General features: G+C 75.6%; 15 protein-coding genes, 1 rRNA gene and 1 pseudogene. 4 read left to right on the plus strand and 13 right to left on the minus strand.

Going from position 1 to position 20,700, the window contains the following annotated elements; genetic code table 11:
* Positions 1–83 precede the first annotated feature (83 nt).
* The gene (locus tag ABT093_RS36390; RefSeq protein ID WP_350571607.1) at positions 84–1,649 is read right to left on the minus strand and encodes a PucR family transcriptional regulator; all 1,566 of its coding nucleotides are present in this window, start codon (positions 1,647–1,649) and stop codon (positions 84–86) included.
* A 171-nt stretch (positions 1,650–1,820) separates the two neighbouring features.
* Positions 1,821–3,893, minus strand: a complete 2,073-nt coding sequence (locus ABT093_RS36395) for a type IV secretory system conjugative DNA transfer family protein (protein ID WP_350571609.1) — start codon at positions 3,891–3,893, stop codon at positions 1,821–1,823.
* Positions 3,894–4,133: 240 nt separating this feature from the next.
* On the opposite strand from ABT093_RS36395, the gene gabT reads away from it, so the two are divergent.
* Positions 4,134–5,489, plus strand: coding sequence for a 4-aminobutyrate--2-oxoglutarate transaminase (gene gabT / locus ABT093_RS36400; RefSeq protein ID WP_350571611.1), 1,356 nt, complete (start codon positions 4,134–4,136; stop codon positions 5,487–5,489).
* A gap of 448 nt (positions 5,490–5,937) precedes the next feature.
* On the plus strand, positions 5,938–6,594 hold the full coding sequence (locus ABT093_RS36405; protein ID WP_350571613.1) for a phosphatase PAP2 family protein: 657 nt from the start codon (positions 5,938–5,940) through the stop codon (positions 6,592–6,594).
* 25 nt (positions 6,595–6,619) lie between these two features.
* On the opposite strand, the gene ABT093_RS36410 is transcribed toward ABT093_RS36405, so the two are convergent.
* Positions 6,620–6,958: a DUF2218 domain-containing protein gene (locus ABT093_RS36410; RefSeq protein WP_350571615.1), complete on the minus strand. Its 339-nt coding sequence runs from the start codon at positions 6,956–6,958 to the stop codon at positions 6,620–6,622.
* Positions 6,959–7,197: 239 nt separating this feature from the next.
* Between ABT093_RS36410 and ABT093_RS36415 the strand changes: the two are divergent.
* Positions 7,198–7,443 (plus strand): annotated as a pseudogene (locus tag ABT093_RS36415) (MarR family winged helix-turn-helix transcriptional regulator); the annotation flags it as partial.
* A 100-nt stretch (positions 7,444–7,543) separates the two neighbouring features.
* Here ABT093_RS36415 and ABT093_RS36420 read toward each other — a convergent pair.
* On the minus strand, positions 7,544–8,497 hold the full coding sequence (locus tag ABT093_RS36420; protein ID WP_350571634.1) for an EamA family transporter: 954 nt from the start codon (positions 8,495–8,497) through the stop codon (positions 7,544–7,546).
* 118 nt (positions 8,498–8,615) lie between these two features.
* On the opposite strand from ABT093_RS36420, the gene ABT093_RS36425 reads away from it, so the two are divergent.
* Positions 8,616–9,521 carry a LysR family transcriptional regulator gene (locus tag ABT093_RS36425; RefSeq protein WP_350571616.1) on the plus strand — a complete coding sequence of 302 codons (906 nt, stop codon included), beginning with the start codon at positions 8,616–8,618 and terminating at the stop codon, positions 9,519–9,521.
* A gap of 44 nt (positions 9,522–9,565) precedes the next feature.
* Here the strand turns inward: ABT093_RS36425 and ABT093_RS36430 are convergent, their stop codons facing one another.
* The 9 genes from ABT093_RS36430 to rrf all read right to left on the minus strand — a co-directional run.
* Entirely contained in the window at positions 9,566–10,336 is a 771-nt protein-coding gene (locus tag ABT093_RS36430; protein WP_502884392.1) for a ZIP family metal transporter, read from the minus strand.
* 231 nt (positions 10,337–10,567) lie between these two features.
* On the minus strand, positions 10,568–12,241 hold the full coding sequence (locus tag ABT093_RS36435; protein WP_350571620.1) for a restriction endonuclease: 1,674 nt from the start codon (positions 12,239–12,241) through the stop codon (positions 10,568–10,570).
* Positions 12,242–12,366: 125 nt separating this feature from the next.
* Positions 12,367–14,043: a hypothetical protein gene (locus tag ABT093_RS36440; protein ID WP_350571621.1), complete on the minus strand. Its 1,677-nt coding sequence runs from the start codon at positions 14,041–14,043 to the stop codon at positions 12,367–12,369.
* Positions 14,044–14,408: 365 nt separating this feature from the next.
* A complete protein-coding gene (locus ABT093_RS36445; RefSeq protein WP_350571622.1) occupies positions 14,409–15,065 on the minus strand; it encodes a YigZ family protein in 657 nt (218 codons plus the stop codon).
* A 148-nt stretch (positions 15,066–15,213) separates the two neighbouring features.
* Positions 15,214–16,518, minus strand: a complete 1,305-nt coding sequence (locus ABT093_RS36450) for a DUF6986 family protein (protein WP_350571624.1) — start codon at positions 16,516–16,518, stop codon at positions 15,214–15,216.
* 124 nt (positions 16,519–16,642) lie between these two features.
* Complete coding sequence (locus ABT093_RS36455) at positions 16,643–18,190, minus strand: DUF2637 domain-containing protein (RefSeq protein WP_350571625.1); 1,548 nt, start codon at positions 18,188–18,190, stop codon at positions 16,643–16,645.
* A 180-nt stretch (positions 18,191–18,370) separates the two neighbouring features.
* On the minus strand, positions 18,371–19,036 hold the full coding sequence (locus ABT093_RS36460) for a response regulator transcription factor (RefSeq protein WP_350571626.1): 666 nt from the start codon (positions 19,034–19,036) through the stop codon (positions 18,371–18,373).
* Positions 18,988–20,394 (minus strand): sensor histidine kinase, encoded by a 1,407-nt coding sequence (locus ABT093_RS36465; RefSeq protein WP_350571628.1) that lies wholly within the window; start codon positions 20,392–20,394, stop codon positions 18,988–18,990. Before ABT093_RS36465 ends, ABT093_RS36460 begins: the two co-directional genes overlap by 49 nt.
* 214 nt (positions 20,395–20,608) lie before the next feature.
* Positions 20,609–20,700: ribosomal RNA gene (gene rrf / locus ABT093_RS36470) — 5S ribosomal RNA — on the minus strand; the annotation flags it as partial.

The raw sequence follows: 20,700 nt of genomic DNA on the forward strand, positions 1-20,700 counted from the left end.
ACGCGCCGACCGGATTGGACACCGAGTAGCGTTCGCCCCCACCGCCACTCCACCGCGTCCAGCCCCGAACGGGCGCCCCCCGCTCACTCCTCGCCGGAACGCAGCGCCAGCCAGAGCTCCATCCGGACGTCCGTGTCGTCCAGCGACCGCCCCAGCAGCTCCTCCACCCGCCGCATCCGGTAGCGCAGGGTGTGCCGGTGCACCCCGAGGTCGGCCGCCGCCGCGTCCCACTGCCCGTGCCGCGACAGCCACGCCCGCAGCGAGGCCACCAGATCGCCGCGCGCCGTCCGGTCGTGCTCCCGCAGCGGCCGCAGCAGGCCCTCCGCGAAGGCCGTCACGGCGTCCTCACCGAGCAGCGGCAGCAGCGAGCCCGCGCCGACCTCCTCGTGGTCCACCGAACGCCGCCCGCCGCGCAGCGCCACCGCCAGCGCCCGCTCGGCCTGCGCGTGCGCCGTCCCGGCGTCCTCCAGCGCGGCCGGCGCCGACACGCCCAGCGACAGACCCTCGTGCTCCTCCACCGCCCCCAGGCACGCCCGGTGCACCGCGCCGTTGTCCAGCGCCAGCACCATCAGCCGCGCCCCGTGCGCGCCGTCCTCCCGCGCCACCAGCAGCTTCTCGCCGACCCGCGACCCGGCCTGCTCGGCGCGGTCGCCCAGCTCGCCCAGCGCCTCCCCGGCTTCCGCCCCCTGGGCCGCCCCGGCCACCAACACCCGCACGGTCCCCTCCGGCAGCCCGCCGAACAGACCGGCCGCCACCTGGCGCGCCGTCGCCACCTCCCCGGCCAGCACCATCCGCAGCAGGGCGGCGCCCATCCTCTCCTCGGCCTGCCGCAGCTCCCGCGACCGCTCCAGGGTCAGCGTCAGCAGCGCCACCGCCGCGTTCAGCACGTACCGCTCGGTCGGCGTGATCCGGTCCTCGGTGCCCACCGCCAGGAAACCCCGGGCCCGCCGGTCCGCCCCCAGCGACTGGACCACCACGTAGTCCTCGTCCGCCGTGTCTATCCCCGGCGCGCGGCCCTGCAGCGCGGCACTCGACGGCGCCGGCCGCCGGCGCAGCCGGTCCACCTCCGCCGCCAGCCGCCCGGCCCGGCGCGCCGCCCAGTCCGGCGCCACCACCGACAGCGCGCCCGAGCCGTCGTACAGCGCCGCCCAGCCGCCCAGCCGGGCCGCCAGCCGCCGCACCACCGCGGTCGTGCCGTCCTTGCCCAGCGCGGCCCGGGTCAGCTCCTCCTGCGCCTCGAAGCTGGTCGTCACCGCCTCGTACTGCTCGGCGGCCAGCGCCGCCGACACGACCTTGCTGATCGCGATGAACGGCGTCGGCTCCGGCACCCGCAGCAGCGGGAGGCCGCGCTGCGCCGCCGCGTCCACCAGCGGCTGCGGGACCTCGGTGTGCGACAGGCCCACCCCCAGTCCGAGCCCGACCACCCCCGCGTCGGCCAGCCGGTGCACGTAGGCCTGCAACTGGGCGGCCGTGCGGCCGAGCTTGATCCCGGTGGTGAGCAGCAGCTCGCCACCCTCCAGGAACGGCGTCGGGTCGTCCAGCTCGCTGGTGTGCACCCAGCGGACCGGCCGCTCCAGGTGGTCCGCACCGGCGAGGACCGTCAGATGGAGCGAGGTGTTGCGGACGACGGAGGCAAGTGTGGGGGGCATGGCACCTTCGAGGGAACGACCCGACCGCGCCGTTGCGGCCGGGCGAGAGAGGACTGGGGGTCCTGGGGGGATCCCACTTCTCATTATGGACGCCCCGGACAACCGGCACTGCCGAATCCACCTCGAAGGCGAGCTTTGTCCGCGCCCCTCTCCTCCCCTCCCCCGCGGCTCTCAGCCCCGGAGGTCCACCAGCAGCGGCGGCACCTGCTCCCCCGACACCGCCGTCAGCGACAGCACCGCGTGCCCGGCCGGCAGCGCGTGCGCCAGGTCCGACGGGGACCAGCGCAGCCGTTCCACCTCCCGGGTGGTCACCGACTCCGTCTGGGCGGTCGTCCCCGACAGCGCCTTGCGGCCCAGCCGCCCGGCCCGCCGCACGATCCCGCCCGAGGTGTCCGGCGCCAGGGTCACCGCCGTCTCCCGCACCAGGTGCGTGCCCCAGGCCTCCGAGAACAGCCGGCCGTCCCACGGCGCGATGCCCGGGAACGCCGCCCGGCAGCCCACCGCCCCGAACAGCGGCGCCCGCAGCGCCTCCGGCAGGTCGACCAGCGTCCGCAGCAGCAGCACCACCCCGGCGTTCGCCCCGCGCAGGCGCTGCAGCCCGCGCACGATCCCGGCGTCCAGGGCCGCCGAGGCGTCGTCCACCACCAGCCCGGCGAACAGCGACCGGTCCCCGCGCGCGCCCGCGGCCTGCACGAACTGGCCCACCAGCAGCCGCGACAGCATCCGCGCGGCCTCCGGGTGGCTGTGCTCCGGCAGCTTCACCCGCACCCGCAGCGGATGGTCCAGCACCCGCATCGCGAACGGCGGACGGCCCGTCCCGTCGGTCGCGAACACCCCCTCGAAGGCCGGCCGGTCCAGCAGCGCCAGCCGGTCCGCCAGCAGCGCCCCCGGATCGTCCGCCCGGCCGCGCTGGCGCTCCCGGTGCTCCAGGTCCCGCTCGTACGAGCCCAGCCGGCCCGCCGCCCGCAGCCCCTTCACCAGCGACTCCAGCGCCTCCGCCTCCCCGGCGAGCAGCGCCCGCAGCTCGCGCACCCCCGGGTAGCGGCCGAACGCGGCGTGGAACGGTCCCACCATCTGCTGCAACGCCGTCCGCGCCGTCTCGGCGCGCGCCGTCAGCTCGTCGGGCAGCAGCGCCTCCGCCAGCCGGGCCGCCGCCTCGTCCGGGTCCTGCGCCCCGCCGTACAGGTCCAGCCCGTAGCGGGACGCGGCGTGGCCCGGGGCGATCACCACGTCGTACCAGTCGTCCGGCCCGAGGTCCGCCTCCGCCGACCCGATCACCACCGCGCACGCCGTCCCGGCCAGCGCCTGCAGGCACAGCGCCTCCGCCACCGGGCGGGCCAGCCGGGCCGTCTTCCCCGTTCCGGCCGGGCCCACCGCCAGCAGCGAGGTACCCAGCACCGCCGGGTCCAGCGCGAAGCCCGCCGCCCGGTGGGTCAGCGGGTTCTTCGGCACGTCCTGCGCGGTACCGAGCCGCACCTGGGCCAGCAGCAGGTCGTGCCGCTCCGCCCGCCCCGGCAGCTCGCGCGCCTCCGACGGGTGCGCGAACGCGGCGGCGCCGCGCAGCGCCACCTGCTCGTCGAAGGCCGGCACGAAGGCCCGGTCGGCCTGGGCGGACTCCCACGCCCGCTGGATCCGCACGTAGTCGACGTCCCCGACCGCCTCGCCGTCCAGCCGCCCGGCCGCGGCCGCCGCCCCGCCCTGCCGCAGCACCGCCCACGGATCCCGCAGCCGCACCGCCTCCGCCTGCTCCTCCACGGACGCGGGCTCCTCCTCCGTCACCGTCCGCGACAGCAACGGCATCGCGTACCGCCGCCACACCTCCACCCACCGGCCCATCCGCCCGAAGACCTTGATGACGATGCCCGCGACCAGCACATTGAGGGTGAGGATGACCGAAACCGCGACGAACGCCGAACGCGTCGGCAGAACCCCGATGAGCGTCGTCCCGAACTTGGCCAGCTCGACCCCGTAGACGTACGCCAGCCACCCCACCACCGCATTCAGGCCCGCGCGCAGGAGGAGGGGCCAGGTGGGGACCTTGGCGGCCTCGGCGCGGTCGGGGTCGAGCTGCCGGTAGCCCTCGCGGAAGACGCCCGGGGCGGCCTCCGGCCGCGGGGCCGCGACCCAGGCGGCGAGGTCGAACGGCGCGCGGGCCGGGGGTCGCGGGTGCGGCATCGGGGTGGACGCGTTCCGGGGGATGGCGGTGGTCCGCTCGCTGTGGCTCCGTGCCCCGTCCAGTCCCATGTACGGCCCCGCTCCCTCGCCCGCCGGCCCGACCGCCGTCGGTGCCGCCCATACCCATGCCGCCGCCCCGGCGACACGCCCGCGCTCAATGTAGTGGAGCGCGGCCCGCCGGTCGTGGCGTCGCGCGCGCTGGCCGCCCCGGACAAGTCGGACGGCCCACTGCTACCGAGTGGCGCATGCCCGCCCGGAGAGCACCGCCGTAGCCTGCGAACTACCGAGCCGAAGAGTCTGGAGAAACCCATGAGCGCCGCAACGCCGCTCCCGCAGGAGCGCCGCCTGGTCACCGCGATCCCCGGTCCGAAGTCGCAGGAGCTGCACGCCCGCAAGCTGGGTGCGGTGGCGGCCGGCGTCGGCACCACCCTTCCGGTGTACGTGTCCCGCGCCGGCGGCGGCGTGCTGGAGGACGTGGACGGCAACTCGCTGATCGACTTCGGCTCCGGCATCGCCGTGACCAACGTCGGCAACAGCGCCGAGGCCGTCGTGGCGAAGACGACCGAGCAGCTGGCCGCCTTCACCCACACCTGCTTCATGGTGACCCCGTACGAGGGTTACGTGGCCGTGGCCGAGCAGCTGAACGAGCTGACCCCGGGCGACCACGAGAAGCGCACCGCGCTGTTCAACTCCGGCTCCGAGGCCGTCGAGAACGCGGTGAAGATCGCCCGCGCCTACACCAAGCGCCAGGCCGTCGTGGTGTTCGACCACGGCTACCACGGCCGCACCAACCTGACCCTGGCGCTGACGGCGAAGAACATGCCGTACAAGCAGGGCTTCGGTCCGTTCGCCCCCGAGGTCTACCGGGTGCCGGTGGCCTACCCCTACCGCTGGCTGACCGGTGCGGAGAACTGCGCCGCCGAGGCCGCCGCCCAGGCGATCGACACCATCAACAAGCAGATCGGCGCCGAGAACGTCGCCGCGATCATCATCGAGCCGATCCAGGGCGAGGGCGGGTTCATCGAGCCGGCCAAGGGCTTCCTGCCGGCGATCGTGGAGTTCGCGAAGGCGAACGGGATCGTGTTCGTCGCGGACGAGATCCAGACCGGCTTCTGCCGCACCGGCCAGTGGTTCGCCTGTGAGGACGAGGGCATCGTCCCGGACCTGATCACCACCGCCAAGGGCATCGCCGGCGGTCTGCCGCTGTCCGCGCTGACCGGCCGCGCCGAGATCATGGACGCCGCGCAGACCGGCGGCCTGGGCGGCACCTACGGCGGCAACCCGGTGGCCTGCGCGGCCGCGCTGGGCGCCATCGAGACCATGAAGGAGCAGGACCTCGTCGGCAAGGCGCAGCGGATCGGCGAGATCATGCTGGGCCGCCTGCGCGCCCTGCAGGAGAAGTTCGCCGACTCCGACCGTGTCCGCATCGGTGAGGTCCGCGGCCGCGGCGCGATGATCGCCGTCGAGCTGGTGAAGCCGGGCGGCAAGGAGCCGAACGCGGAGGCCACCGCGGCCATCGCCAAGGCCTGCCACGCCGAGGGCCTGGTCGTGCTGACCGCCGGCACCTACGGCAACGTGCTGCGCTTCCTGCCGCCGCTGGTGATGCCGGAGCACCTGCTGAACGAGGGCCTGGACATCCTCGAGGGCGCGTTCGCCGCCGTCTGAGCCGGCCCGCGGCCGCGGCGACGGCCCGCACCGCACCGAAGACCCGCCGGAGGGATGTCCGGACAGCGCCGAACGGCCCGTGGGGACCTCGTCCCCGCGGGCCGTTCGGTTCGAACCCGGCGTGACGCGACCGGCGCGGACGGTGAAGATGGTGTGCGGAATCGCTGAAGCTCCTCGGCTGCGCACGGACCTTGACGTAGTGTCATCACAGATGGACAGCGAGCCCCAGCCATGGGCGGATCCGTCCGCGGCACCGCTCTCCGGGGCGGCTCCGCGCGAGGGCCGCGAGGACAACCAGGCCGTCCCGCCCGGGGCGGTGCATACCGAAAGCCGATCGACCGGCCGTCCGACCCACACCCCCCGGGGCGCACGGAGCGGCGATCATCAGGGCCGCCCCGGAGCTCTCCCCCCTGCTCCGGGGCGGCTGCCTCGCGTCCTGGCGCACCCGGTGGGGCCGGCGGTCCTCGGGGTGGTGCTGCTCCTGGTGTCCTGGCAGGTCGCGGTGGACGGGCCGCTGCTGGGGCTGGACCGCTGGACCCGGCACGCCGTCCTGGAGACCCGGCACACGCTGCGCAGCACCCTGCTCAACCACCTCGGCAAGGCGCTCTCCGACCTGGGCGGCGGCTCGGTGGCGGTCCCGGTGCTGCTGTCCGGCGCGGGGGTGGCGGCCTGGCGGGAGTTCCGGGCGGGCTTCGCGCGCTGGTGGCTGCCGGTCCCGGTGGCGGTGCTGACGGCCGGGCTGATCCCGCTGCTGGTCGTGCCGGCGAAGGCGTGGTTCGCGCGGCCCGGGCCGTTCGGGCTGCCGCTGGCGGCGGACCAATGGGGCTGGTACCCGTCCGGCCACACCGCGACCGCCGCGCTCGGCTACGGGGTCGCGGCGCTGCTGCTGGCCCGGGCGGCCGGCCGGCGGGCGCGGCGGGTGCTCGCCGCGGGAACGGCCCTGCTGGTGGCGGGTGTCGGGCTCGGGCTGGTGTGGAGCGACTACCACTGGCTGCTGGACGTGGTGGCCAGCTGGTGCCTGGGCGGCCTGGTGCTGTGGACCCTCGCCCGGTGGCCGCTCACCGGCCGCCCGGGCACGCCCCGGACGCCGCCGCCCGGGCGTTAGCCTCCAGCTGCCCGGCCTTCAGCCGTCAGCCCTCGGCCGGGTCCTCGTCGTTGCGGTGGACGAGGCCGGGCTCGCCGTTGTCGCGGTGCCACTCGACGACCAGTTCGTCGCGGGCACCGAAGCGGACCAGGTGACGGCCGACGACGTCCTCCAGGCCGGGCAGGTTCTCGGTCGCGCCCTCGACCGCGAGCAGCAGCGCGTCGGGGGCGGCCTCCAGCGTGGCGGTGCCGGCACCGAAGACGAGGGTGCCGCGGCCGGTCTCCTCGGACCAGTCGGCCTGGATCTTGCGGCCCATGTGGGCCGCGAGCTGCTTGGCGTAGCGGGCGGAACGGGCGGTGGCGACGCGGGCTTCGGAGCGGGGCACGGGCCCTCCAGAGTCGGGGGAGGGAACTTAGGGTGCCCTCACTTGTGGTCTACGCTAACCCAGATACTGAGCCTTGCTCAACATGTTTCCGAGCGCCTCGGGACCGGCCGATACCCTGGGTCGGACACCTGCCGAGGAGAGCCGCCATGACCACCACGCCGACCGACGACGCGGCGAGCTCCTCCCCCGTTCCGGACCCGGCGGGCGCCCCGGACACCGCCGCCGAGCTGGCCGACGCGATGACCCGGGCGATCAAGCGGATCCGCCGCCGCACCAGCGAGCGGCTGGAGCCCTACGGCATCACCCCCGGTCAGGGCCGCGCCCTGCGGGCCCTGGCACACGCTCCCGGCTGCGAGCTCCCCGACCGCGCGATGCGGCTGAGCGACCTGGCCGACCGGCTGCACATCGCCCCGCGCTCGGCCACCACGGTGGTCGACGCCCTGGAGGAGGCCGGTCTGGTCGAGCGGAACCCGGACCCGGCCGACCGCCGGGCCGTGCGGATCCTGCTCACCGCGGCCGGACGGTCGGCGGTGGAGCGGATCGGTCAGGTCCGGCACGAGGTCGCCCAGGAGTACTTCGGCCCGGTCAGCCCCGCCGAGCAGGACGCGCTGCTGCGGGCGCTGCGGACCGCCGAGTCCGCGTACGCGGCGCTCGCCGCGCCCAGCGCCGGGCCGCGCCGGACGGTGCCCCCGGGCGCAGCGCGGTGATCCCGATCCCGGCGACCACCAGCACCGCCGCGACGACGGCCGCCGGGCCGACCGACTCGCCGAGCAGCAGCCAGGCCGAGGACATCCCGAACACCGGCACCAGCAGCGAGTAGGGCGCGACGGCGGTGGCGTCGTAGCTGCGCAGCAGGTAGCTCCAGGCGACGAAGCCGAACAGGGTGGAGACCAGCCCGACGTAGCCGATCGCGCCGAGTCCGGCGAGGCCGATCCCGCGCAGCGCCCGCAGGTCCGCCTCCGGGCCCTCGACCAGCAGCGAGAGGCCGAGCAGCGGCAGCGGCGGCACGGCGCTGACCCAGACCATCCAGCGCAGCGCGTCCGGCGGGGCGGCCTTGCGGGTCAGCACGTTGGACAGGCCCCAGGCGGCCGCCGCGAGCACGACCAGGGCGAAGGCGCCGAGCGGCCCGCCGAGGCCGCGGTCGACGGCGCTCAGGCCGATTCCGGCGAAGGCGACGGCCAGGCCGAACAGCCGCTGCCCGCCGGGCCGCTCGCCCAGCAGGACGCCGGCGAACAGGGCGGTGAAGACCGCCTGCCCCTGGAGCACCAGGGAGGAGAGACCGGCCGGCATCCCGGCGTGCATGCCGAGGAAGAGCAGGCCGAACTTGACCACCCCGAGCACCAGACCGACCGCGAGCACCCACCGCCAGGCGACCTTCGGCGGGCCGACGAGGAAGACCGCCGGGACGGCGACCACCGCGAAGCGCAGGGCGCAGAAGAGCAGCGGGGGGAAGTTCTCCAGGCCGACGTGGATGAGGACGAAGTTGAGACCCCAGACGGCGGCGACCAGGACCGCCAGGGCGATGTGACGCGGCCTCATGCCGCCGTTGCCGCCGCCCGGGGCGGTCTGGGGGGATGCGCTCATGGCACGAGGATGGCCGCGGGGGACCGTGTAGCACCAGCGATGAATATTGAAGGCCATGCTTTAGCATGGCTTCATGATGGATCTGGGGCGCCTGCGGGCGCTGCACGCGGTGGCGGTGCACGGCTCGGTCGGCGGGGCTGCCGCGGCCCTCGGCTTCACGCCGTCCGCCGTCTCCCAGCAGATCGCCAAGCTGGAGCGGGAGACCAGGACGGTGCTGCTGGAGCGCCAGGGCCGCGGGGTGGTGCTGACCGACGCGGCGCGCGAACTGGCGGACACCGCGCAGGCGGTGCTGGGCCTGGTGGAGCGGGCCGAGGTGCGGCTGGAGGAGCAGCGCGGCCAGGCGGTCGGACAGCTGCTGGTGGCCGCCTTCGCGACCGGCGCGCGCGGGCTGATGCCGGGCGTGCTGGCCGACCTGCGCGAGCGCTGCCCCGACCTGGACGTGCGGCTGCTGGAGAGCGACCCGTACCCGGCGGCCGACCTGGTGGCGCGCGGGGAGGTCGACCTGGCGCTCGTCCAGGACTGGCCGACGGTGCCGCTGCCGGTCCAGGACGGCCTGTCCCGGACGGACCTCGGCGAGGACCCGGTGGACCTGCTGCTGCCGGCCGGCCATCCGCTGGCCGGGCTCCCGGTGGTGCCCGAGGAACGGCTGCGCGGACAGCGGTGGACCAGCGTGCCGCCGGGCAACATCTGTCACGACTGGCTGGTGCGGACGCTGCGCGAGGCCGGCGAGGAACCGGACGTGCGCTACCAGGTCGGCGAGTTCGAGACGCAGATCGCGCTGATCGCGGCGGGACTGGGCGTGGGGCTGGTGCCGCGGCTGGGGCGGGGAACGCTGCCGCCGGGGGTGGTCGCCAGGCCGGTCGTGCCGGAGCCGGCCCGGCGGGTGTTCGCGCTCTGGCGCTCGCAGGCCTCGCGCCGCCCGGCGATCACCGAGGCGCTGGCCGCGATGCGGGCCCGGTGGGACGCCCGGAGCGGCTGACCTGCCCGGAGCGTCGGGCCGGACCGGTCCGGCCCGACGCGGTGTCAGCCGGCGAAGCCGATCACCAGCCACATGAAGCCCACCCCGGCGAGGGTGCAGAGCAGGGTGGTGCGCGAGGGGTGCGGGCTGTGCGCCTCGGGCAGGATGTCGGAGGTCGCCAGGTAGAGCAGGAACCCGGCGAAGAACCCCAGGTAGAGGCCGAGCACGTGCTCGGAGATGGTGAACAGCAGGGTGATCGCGGCGCCGGTGACCGGCGCGAGCGCGTCCGCCGCGAGCAGGGTCAGCGCCCGCCGTTTGTTGTTCCCGTAGAGCCTGGTGATCGTGTAGGTGTTGAAGCCGTCGGCGAAGTCGTGCGCGACCACGGCGATCGCCACCACCGTCCCGACCGTCGTCCCGGCCTGGAAGGCCGCGCCGATCGCGAAGCCGTCCATCACGCTGTGGCCGACCAGGGCGAAGGCGGCGGTCAGGCCGACGCCCTGGTGCCCGTCGACGCCGGACCGGCTCCGGCCGTGCGCGTGCCCGTGGGCGTGGGCATCGCCCTGCGCGGGCCGCTGGCCGTGGGTGTGCGCGGCGTACTCCGCCTCGTGGCCGCGGTGGATGGCCACCGCCCGCTCGACGATGTGGATGGCCAGGAACCCGGCCGCGAACATCAGCAGTGCCTGGGGCACCCCGTGGACCTCCTCGGGCGCCTGGTGCAGCGCCTCCGGGAGGAGGTCGAAGGCGACCACCCCGAGCATCAGCCCGGCGGCGAAACCGAGCACCAGGTGGCGGCGGTCCCCGGTGCGCTGGGCGACCCAGCCGCCGATCAGCGTCATCAGGAAGGCCCCGGCGGCGACCAGGACCGCGGTCACCGCTGCCCCGCCGTGACGGACCGTCTGTTCACTCGTCTCCCCCCTGTTCCGCCGTCCCCGGGCCGGTCGTCGACCGGTGCGGGACGGCCGTGTCCCCCAGCGTCGTGCAGCCCGCCCCCCGACGCCCGCCGGACGGTCCGTCGGGGTGAGCCGGCCGGACGCCGGCGCGTCGTCGTACGGCGCCGGGCGCCCGGTTCAGCGCCCGGCGGCGAGCGGCAGCCCGAGGTGGGTGCGCGCCAGCTCGCGCACCCCGTCCCCGTCGACCAGGTGGATGTGCCGGTGCCCGTCCTCGCCGGTGAGGTCGAGCGCCCCGTCGGTGAAGTGGCCGGTGGTGAGCCGCAGGCCGCGCTCGGCGGACTCCTCGCGGACCGCCTCCGCCAGTGTGCGGATCTCCTCCTCCCCCACCGGATCGGCGCCCCGCGAGGCCCAGACCACCCAGCGGCCGGGCAGCGCGCTGCCGTTCGGTCCCTCACCGGTGGCCACCAGGCCGGCCGGGCCGCGCAGCCGCACGCTCCACTGGCCGAGCCCGCCCCGGGTGAGCAGTTCGCGGACCAGCTGGGCGAACTCGTTCGCCGACAGGTCCGGCGCGGCCGGGACGGCGGGCGCCGCCTGCGCGGCCGGTTCGACGCCCGCCCGCCCGTACGGGTCGGGGCTGACGGCGGCGCCGAGCCGGCGCAGCCGGACCAGGGCCTCGTCCTGCTCGGCGTCCGCGTAGACGCCCTCGCCGTCGGGCTCCTCGTCGGGGTCGGCGGGCGGCAGCAGCCTGGTGCGGGCCAGTGCGTCGCGGTCCGCGTCCACGCTCACCAGGCAGAGCGGATCGGTCCCGCCGGGCTCGCGCAGCCAGCCGTTGAGCACCACCCCGGCGAGGATCTCGTCGGTGTCGACGGCGTCGGCGGCCTGCAGGGCGCGCAGCGCGAGCCGGGCGACCAGCCGCAGGTAGTCGGCGGCCCGGTCGGCCGGCGGGCGCGGCACCGGGAGGATGTCGCCGTCCGGGCCGAGCCGGTAGCCGGTCAGCGAGGGCACCACGTCGAGGGGCGGCAGGTCGAGGTCGAGCACGGCGGTGCGGGTCAGCGGCCGGTAGACGGCCCGGCAGGGCGCCGGGAGGTCCTGGGTACGGGTCTCGGCGGCGGCGAGCGCGCGCTCCAGCAGCGACTCGACGGCGGCCGGCTCGGCCTGCCGGTAGGCCCGGCGGCACTCCTCCAGGGACTCGTTGTACTCGCGCACCGCGCGGGCCTTGGCCTGCTCGGCCTCGTCGTGGGCGCGCCGGGACTCGTCGGCGACCGGGTCCGCGGCCTCGGCCTGCCGGGTGCGCCATTCGCGCAGGGCGCGCTGGTGCGCGAGCCGGGCCGTGGCGAGCTCGCGCTGGTAGCCCGAGTCCAGCAGCCGGCGGGACGGGGCCTCGTCGGGGTCGGCGGCGGGCGGCTCGGCGGGCGCGTAATCCTCCCAGCGCGGCTCCGGGTCCTCGCCGCCCGCCGCCGCGGCCGGCCCGTCGGCCGGGTAGGGACGCGGCTCGTAGCGGCGCAGCTGGCTCTCGAAGTCCATGGCCGAGACGGGCAGCGCGGCCCGTCGGAGCAGGTCGGCCAGCCGCTCCTGCTCGGCCTGGACGGTGAGCGTGCGGTGGTGGGTGAGCGTGGCGGCCCGGGCGTGGGCGGCGACGGCCTCGTCGCCGTCCGGGCCCGGCGGACCGTCGGGTGACGGACCGTCCGGGCCGCCGTCCGCGGTGCCGGGACGCGGGCCGGACGGTCCGGACGGTGCGGCCGGTCCGTCGTCCTCCGGCTCGACCCCGAGGTCACGGAAGACCGAGGCCAGGAAGCCCGGCTGGAGGGCCGTGACAGCACCGTCGGACTGGCCGTCTGCTGAGTACTGCATCGGTGGTCGTTCCCCCATGCTCGTCCGGCGCCTGCCCGGGGCGGTCGGCGACCCGTCGGCCGCCCCGAGGCCCGCCCCCTTCCGGACATTGTCCACCGAACGGGCGCACCGGTCAGCCAAGCCTCTCAGTTGGTCCGGGTGTTGGTCAGGTGCAGCCCGATGTAGCCGACATAGATCCGGCCACTGCCCGAACAGTCGTCGAGGTAGTGCAGCCGGGGCGCGGTGCGGCCGCCGCCGATCCGCAGGTGCGCGCCCATGAAGGCGCGCCGGGACGCGTCCACGCATTCCGGCACCGGGAGCATCCGTTCGCGTTTCCACTTGGCGTGGCTGTGCACCGTCCGGGACTCGCCGCGCACCGCCTTGCGGGGCGGGAAGCGGTGGCAGCCGGCCGGGGTCCGCTCGCACCACTGCTTGAAGTCCCCGCCGGCCTGGCCGCGCACGGCCGCCTCGGCGTACTCCTGGAGCGCGGTGAGGCCGTCCCAGGTGAGCCGGGCCCAGCCGCCGCCGGCGCAGCGCAGGTCGTCGAGGGCGAGCGCGGCCTTCTGGTCGCCGGTGAAGGTGAGCAGCGGGAACTCGCCGAGCCGGGCCATGAGTTCGGTGAAGGTCAGCGGGACGCCGGCGCGCCCGCCGGGCGGTCCGGCCCGCCACCTCCCCGGCCGGTGGGCGGGAACGGCGGGTGCGGCGGGGGTGCCCGCACCGGCCGGCGCGACGCAGAGCCGGCCGACGGAGACACGCCCCTGGCCGGGACCGGCCGCCCGTCCGGTGGCGGCTCCGGCGGACGGCGCCTTGGGCTTCGGCCGTTCCCGGTGGTGTTCCCGGCGGCCCTCGTGCCGGGACGGGCGGGCACCCCGCTCGTGCTCCTCCCGCCCGTGGGAGGGTGCCGGGGCCGCGGGCGCGGGCTCGGGGACCGGGCCGGGCCTGGGCACCCGCAGCGCCGGGACGCCCGCCAGCACCGCCGGCAGCGGCCGTTCGGCGGCGAGCCGGCGCGGCTCGCGGGACAGCAGGGCGGCCGCGCGCCGCAGGTCCTCCTCGATCCGGTTCCGTGCCAGCACCGGGTGGCGCCGGCCGTCCCGGCGGGAGGCCGGGTCGACCTCGGGCAGGTAGGTGCGGACCGCGCCGCCGTAGACGGCGTGGTACTCCAGCGCGACGTTGAACCTGGTCCGGGCGTCGGCGTCGAGGACGTACAGGCCGGCGAGGCCGGGCAGCTGGTCGCAGAGCGGGCCGACCACGTCGGCGAGCCACTGCCCGGTGCCGAGGCCGGCCGGGACGCTGGCCACCACGGTGGGCATCCGGCGGTCCGGGTCGCAGAGTTCGTCGACGAGCCGGTCGACCCCGGCGGCGGTGAGCACCCGGGGTGCGGCCGGCACGGCGGCCGGGCCGTCGGCGGCGTCCAGCAGGGGCAGCAGCGCGCGGACCACCTCGGGCAGCGGTACCCGCCCGGGCGTGCGCACACCGCTGCCGGTGGTGCGGGTGGCGGCCTCCAGCCGGAGCCAGGTGGGGCCCACGGGCCCGGTCGCCACGGTCAGGGTGAGCCGGTCGGTGCCGTGCGGAGCGGGGGTGCGCACCTGGCGGCGGTCGTAGCGGCCGCCGGGCGGCGGGCCGTCGAGCGGGCCGCCGTCGCGGTCCAGCAGTACGCGCTCGCCGAGCCGCAGCCGTTCGGCCCGGGGTACGGCCTCGCCGGTGGGCGGGGCGGGTTCGAGGGGTGGGGGTTCCTCGCGCCATTCCCGTTTCAGCCAGGCGGCGAGGCACTGGTCGGCCAGGGCGAGGGCGTCGGCGTGCGGGAGGGCGGTGGTGACGGTCATCCGGTAGGGCGTCGGGCCTCCGGGTCCGGGCGGACCGGCAGGGGCGGGCACCGACGACGACGAGCGGTCCGAGGTCATGCGCATACCTCCGGGTTCGGTGGTGGGGTCCCGTGTCCTCCATCGATGGGTCATTGGTCCGGTTCGCCGGACCTGTGCCCAGGAAACGCCATGGCCCGGAGCGGAAGTTCCAACTCCGGGCCACGTCACTACATTCGGGTGAATCTGCTCAAGCCGCCCAGCGCGGACGACGAGGATCTGCTGGGGCCGGCGAGCGGTCCCCCGACCGCTCCTGCGGGCGCGTCAGGGTCGCGTCGGCCGGTGCGGCGTCCGGCGCCGGCACGGCTCCGGCCGGGCCCGGGCACCGCTCAGACCGGCACCTCGACGTACGTGCGGCCCGCCGCCACCGCGACCGCCGTCCCGCCGGTCGCCTCGGCCAGCCAGGTGTGGAACGCCGCGACCTCCGGCTCCGGCACCCCGACCTCGATCCGCACCCCGGCCGCCTCGTAGGCCAGGTCGCTCACGGTGAACCCGGCCGCCCGCAGGTCGTTCTCCACCCGCCCGGCCCGGGTGTGGTCCGCCGTCACCGCGAGCAGCGCGACCGGCCGCCGCTCCAGCAGCCCGACCTCGTCCAGCGCCTCCGACACCGAGCTCCCGTAGGCGCGCACCAGACCGCCCGCGCCGAGCTTGATGCCGCCGAAGTACCGGGTCACCACCGCCACCGTGTCGGTGACGCCGCGCCGCCGCAGCACCTCCAGCATCGGCACCCCGGCGGTCCCGCCGGGCTCACCGTCGTCGCTGGAGCGCTCGCGGCGCTGCTCGTCGCCGACCACGAAGGCCGTGCAGTTGTGCCGGGCGTCCCAGTACCGCTTGCGGATGCCCGCGATGAACGCCTGGGCCTCCTCCTCGTCGGCGACCCGGGCGAGGTGGCAGATGAACCGGGACTTCTTGATCTCCAGCTCGTGCGTGCCCGCGCTCCGGATGGTCAGGTAGGGCCTGGGGGTCGGCTCCGGTGTGGCGGACATGGCGCGGCGGTTCTCCCGGAGGGCGACGAGGGGCGGGCGGTGCGGCCCGCACCGGGCGACAGCTCGACCGGGGACCGCTCCGCCAGCCTAACCCCCGGCCGGTGCCCGACCGGTTGCCCACCGGCGGCGGCCGTTCAAGGGCGGCCGTTCAGCGGCGGCCGGCGAGCGCCTGCAGCCGGGCGCGGTCCAGACCGGTGGCCCCGGTGACCTCGGCGAGGTCGACCGCCCCGCAGTCCAGCCCGCGCACCAGGTACCCGCCGAGCGCCCGGGCGGTCGCCGGCTCGTCCATGACGTCCCCCGTGGCGTCCCCGCCCGCCTCGGCCACGTACGCGGACAGCCGGGCGGCGGCCGCGGCGAGACCCTCCCGGTAGAAGGAGTACACCGCGGCGTACCGGGTCGGCAGGTGCGCCGGGTGCACGTCCCATCCCTGGTAGTAGGCCCGGGCGAGCGAGCGGCGGACCAGGTCGTGGTGGAGCCTCCAGGCGGCGTGCACCTGGGCGGTGGTCCCGGCCGGGACCACGTTGGTGGAGCCGTCGGAGAGCCGGACCCCGGTCCCGGCGGCGGCCACCTGCATCACCGCCTTGGCGTGGTCGGCGGCCGGGTGGTCCATGCGCTGGTGGGCGGCGGCGACCCCGCACGCGGCGCTGTAGTCGAAGGTGCCGTAGTGCAGGCCGGTGGCCCGTCCGCCGGCCGCCCCGATCATCCGGGCGACAGTGGCCCGGCCGTCCGGGCCGAGGATCGCCTGGGTGGTCTCGATCTGGATCTCGAAGCCGAGCCGCCCGGCCGGCAGCCCGGCGGTGCGCTCGAAGTCCTCCAGCAGCCGGACCAGCGCGGTGACCTGCTCGGCGTAGGTCACCTTGGGCAGGGTGAGCACCAGCCCGTCGGGCGCTCCGCCGTGGGCCAGCAGGGTGGAGAGGAAGAGTTCCAGGGTGCGGATGCCCCGGTCCCGGACCGCCGCCTCCAGACACTTGATCCGGATGCCGAGGTACGGCGGGGCGCTGCCGTCGGCGACCGCGGCGGCGAGCAGCTCGGCGGCCCGGACGGCGGCCGCGTCCTCCTCCGCGTCGGGCCGCGGGCCGTAGCCGTCCTCGAAGTCGATCCGCAGGTCTTCGACCGGCTCGCGTTCCAGCTTGGCCCGCACCCGGCGGTGGACCTCGGCCAGCAGCGCGTCGTCCGGCACGCCGAGCGCGCGGGCCAGCTCGGCCGGGGTCCCGGCGTGGGTGTCGAAGGCCTCCAGGGCCTGCCGGCCCCAGGTCCGCACGGTGTCGGCGGCGAAGGCGTCGGCCGGCACGTAGACGGTGTGGACCGGCTGGCGGCCGCCCGGGTCGCCCGGGTAGCGGCGGGCCAGCTCGGCGTCGACGGGTGCCAGCAGCGCGTCCACGGCGGCCCGGGCGGCGGTGGAGAACCCCGCCGCGCCCGTCGGCCCGGTCCGGCCCGTCCCGCCCTGCGTCATCCGCCACCCCTCAGGCAGACATGCGCGCGGGCCCGCGCCCGGCCGGCGCTGCAACGGTTTGTTGATGCGAAGGTAGACGGGCCCCGACCGGGCGTCAATGACCGGGTGTGCGACCGGACGGGGGTCAGTCCCGCCCGGAGGCGGCGTAGCGGTCGCGCAGCTCGGGGATGAGCCGGTCGACCTCCTTCGGGTGCACCGACCCGTCCGGACGGCTGCCGCGCGCGCCGAGCTCGCGGGTCAGCCAGTCGGCGAGCCGCTCCGCGTTGGGCTGCTGCCCTTCATGGCTGTCGAGGTAGCTGACCAGTCCCTGGTAGGCCAGCTCCGGGTCCAGCCGGTGCGACCCCGCCCGCAGCGGGCGCTCGGCGACCACCGCCTCCTGCGGGAACTCCGGCAGCGCGTCGAAGTCCGGCTCCTGCGGGAAATCCCCCTCCGGGTACTCGGCGTACGGCGGCGCCTCCTCCCCGAGTTCGACACCGCGCGCGACGACCGCCGGGTGCGCCTCCTGCGGTTCGTCCGCACCCGTCGGGCGCGGCGGCTTGAACCACGGCGAGGCCTGACCCGGCACGCGGCCGCCCGGCGCGGCCTCGTTGGAGTGGCCGGTCGCCCGCACGGCGCGCTCAGTCCAGACGTTCAGTTCGTCCCTCGGCTGCGGCGGGACCACCTCCCCGCCCTCGGGCTCCTGCGCCGCGCGCAGCCGAACCTGGGCGAGCTTGGCGAGCATCGGCGCCGCGACCTCCGCGGGCAGCGGCTCCGGACCGGCCGGCACCGCCTCGGGCTGGGGCTGGAGCTGGGGCTGGGGTTGAGGCTGAGCGTGGGGCTGGGGCTGGGCCTGGAGCTGTTCCTCCTGCCGACCCGGCTCCTGCGGCCCGGCCGGCACCAGAGCCGCCGCCGCGCGGCTCTCCGCCAGGGCCCGGGCCTCCTGGGCGGCCAGCGCCTCCGCGCGGGCCGCGGCCTCGGCCTCCCGGGCCTCCTTCGCCTCGCGGACCGCCTGCGACTCCTCGTCCATCCGGTCGAACACCGCCGGATCGAGGGGCACACCGTACTTGGCCAGCTTCAGCGGCAGCAGCGCCTGGATCGGCGCCGACCGGCGCCAGCCCCGCCCGTACCGGAACCGCAGCTGCGCCCGGTAGACCAGCCGGTTCTGCTCCAGCCGCACGACCTCGTCGTACGAGCGCAGTTCCCACAGCTTCATCCGCCGCCAGAGCCGGAAGGTCGGCACCGGGGACAGCAGCCAGCGCATCACCCGGACCGACTCCATGTGCCGGTCGGCCGTGATCGCCGCGATCCGGCCGACCGCGTGCCGCGAGGCCTCGACCACGACGACGAACAGCAGCGGGATGACCGCGTGCATGCCCATGCCGAGCGGGTCGCCCCAGGAGGCCGCGGCGTTGAAGGCGATCGTCGCGACCGTCAGCAGCCAGGCGGTCTGCCGCAGCAGCGGGAAGGGTATGCGCAGCCAGGTCAGCACCAGGTCCAGCGCGAGCAGCACCACGATGCCGGCGTCCACGCCGATCGGGAAGGCGTAGGAGAAGGCGCCGAACCCCTTCTCCTCGGCCAGTTCCTTGACCGCGTTGTACGAACCGGCGAAGCCGATCCCCGAGATGACACAGGCCCCGGCGGCGACCAGGCCGAGAAGACCCCGGTGGGCCTTGGTGAGCGAAGGGCGTGCCATAACGTCTATCAACCCCTGGATGTCGGCTGCGGCCGTACGCTGCTCCGGCTGCCGGTTCCCGCGTGTCGGGGCGCCGGACGGCTGAAGCACCTCCGGGCTCGGCCCACCGGAGTTTACTCGTACACCCGTCTCAGCGTTCTCGCAGCCCGGACCGTCACAGCGCCCCGAACAGGTGGCTGGTCAGGCCGCCCGTCCCGCCGTCCCGTTGAGGTACGCGAGCACGGCCATCACCCGGCGATTGGCGTCCTCGGCCGGGGCCAGCTCCAGCTTGGTGAAGATGTTGGCGATGTGCTTGGCGACCGCGCCGTCGCTCACCGTCAGCCGGGCGGCGATCGCCGAGTTCGAACAGCCCTCCGCCATCAGCTCCAGCACCTCACGCTCGCGCGGCGACAGGCGCTGCAACGGGCCGGGACGACGGGAGGTGGTCTGCATCAGCTTGGCGATGACGTCCGGGTCCATCGCGGTTCCGCCGGCCGCCACCCGGCGGACCGCGTCGATGAACTGGTCGGCGGCGAACACCCGGTCCTTCAGCAGGTAGCCGATCCCGCCCGTGCCGTCGGCCAGCAACTCCCGCGCGTAGAGCTGCTGGACGTGCTGCGACAGCACCAGCACCGGCAGGCCGGGGATCTCCCGGCGCGCCTTGAGGGCCGCCTGCAGACCCTCGTCGGTGAGGGTCGGCGGCAGCCGCACGTCGACCACCGCGACGTCCGGACGGTGCGTCAGCAGCGCGTCCAACAGCTCCGGCCCGGTCTCGACCGCGGCGGCGATCGTGAAGCCGTGCGCTTCCAGCAGCCGGATCAGACCTTCTCGAAGGAGGTAGAGGTCCTCTGCGAGGACAACTCGCACGGCAGCTCCAAGGTGATGGTGGTCGGACCGCCCGACGTACTGTCGATGGCGAGGACACCGTCGAAGGTACCCAATCGGCGTTCTATCCCGCGCAGCCCGGTCCCCCGGGTGGGATCCGCCACGCCGACACCGTCGTCCGTCACCGTGACCCGCAGCCGGCCCGCCCGGTACAGGATGTCCACCCAGACCTGCTCGGCCCCCGAGTGCTTGGCCGCGTTCGCCAGCAGCTCGCAGATGCTGAAGTACGCCGTGGCCTCCACCGGCGCCGGCGGGCGGTCCGGCAGGCTCACGCACACCTCGGTCGGCAGCGCGCAGTCCAGCGCCAGCGCCCGCACCGCGTCCCCCAGCCCGCGCTCCGCCAGCACCGGCGGGTGAATGCCGCGGACCAGGTCGCGCAGCTCCTGGAGCGCGCGGGCCGAGGACTGCCGGGCCTCCGACAGCAACTCGCGCGCCGCCGCCGGATCCGTCTCCATCAGGTGCTCGATGGTGCCCAGCGTCATCCCGATCGCGACCAGCCGCGCCTGCGCACCGTCGTGCAGGTCCCGCTCGATCCGCCGCAGCTCCGCCGCCTGGCTGCCGACCGCGTCGGCACGGGTCTCGGTCAGCTCCGCCACCCGCCGGGTCAGCTGGGCGTGCGTGGCCCGGCCGTCCTGGTCGAGCACCCGCCGTGCCACCTCCGCGTACAGGCGGACCGCGTACGGCGCCAGCAGCACGCCGGCGGCGATCAGCGCGAGCCCCAGCAACCCGGCGAACAGCGCCGTCGTCTCAGGGTTCGGACCGTAGGACCGGTAACTCTCCACCGCCATGACCAGGTACACCACCCCGGCGGCCAGCAGCCCCGTCACCAGCGCCCCGAGCGCGGTCACCAGCAGCGGCCTGACCACCAGCCAGAGCATCTCCGACCGGGTCGCCCGGTCCCTCAACGACCAGTGCAGCAGTTGCGCGAACCGGGCCACGTTGTGGGAACGGTGGTACGAGTACCCCGTCCACCAGTGGCCGCGCGCGTCCGCCTCCAGCGCCGGCCGCGGACTGTAGGAGACGGGCAGACGGACCCCGTACCAGTTGCCCAGCTGTGCCCGCGTCCGACGCGCGCACGGGCGCACGAACATCCCGGCCAGCGCCAGCCCCGCCACCACGGCGGCGACGAGAGCGAACAACGCCGCCGGGTAGTAGGAGTCCAGCATCCACGCGACGGTGGCACCCGCGAACACCGCGCCGAAGGCCGGCACCGCCACGAGCGGGACCGTGCCCAGCACCAGCAGCGACAACCGGGCCAGCCCGAGACCGCCCGCCGCGAGTGCCGCCTCGGTCCGGGCGCGCACGGCGCCACCGCCGCTGATTCGACTCTCCGTTGCCACGAGCGCTCCTGTTGCTGATCCCACTGGTAGGCCGATGCCGCACACCGGCTCCGATCGTCCTGACCAAGTTTTCCCCGCACACCCGGCGAGCGCACTGGCCGTCCCACCCGACTTCAAGGTGGTGTTAGGTCCACCCCTGGCCCGGTGCCTCCTCAGGGCGCGGAAATGCGAAAAGCCCCTGCCGGTTCCCCGGCAGGGGCTTCTCAGAAGAATTGTTCGGCGGCGTCCTACTCTCCCACAGGGTCCCCCCTGCAGTACCATCGGCGCTATGAGGCTTAGCTTCCGGGTTCGGAATGTAACCGGGCG

The organism is Kitasatospora sp. NPDC002551 (assembly GCF_040296005.1).
Lineage (GTDB): Bacteria > Actinomycetota > Actinomycetes > Streptomycetales > Streptomycetaceae > Kitasatospora.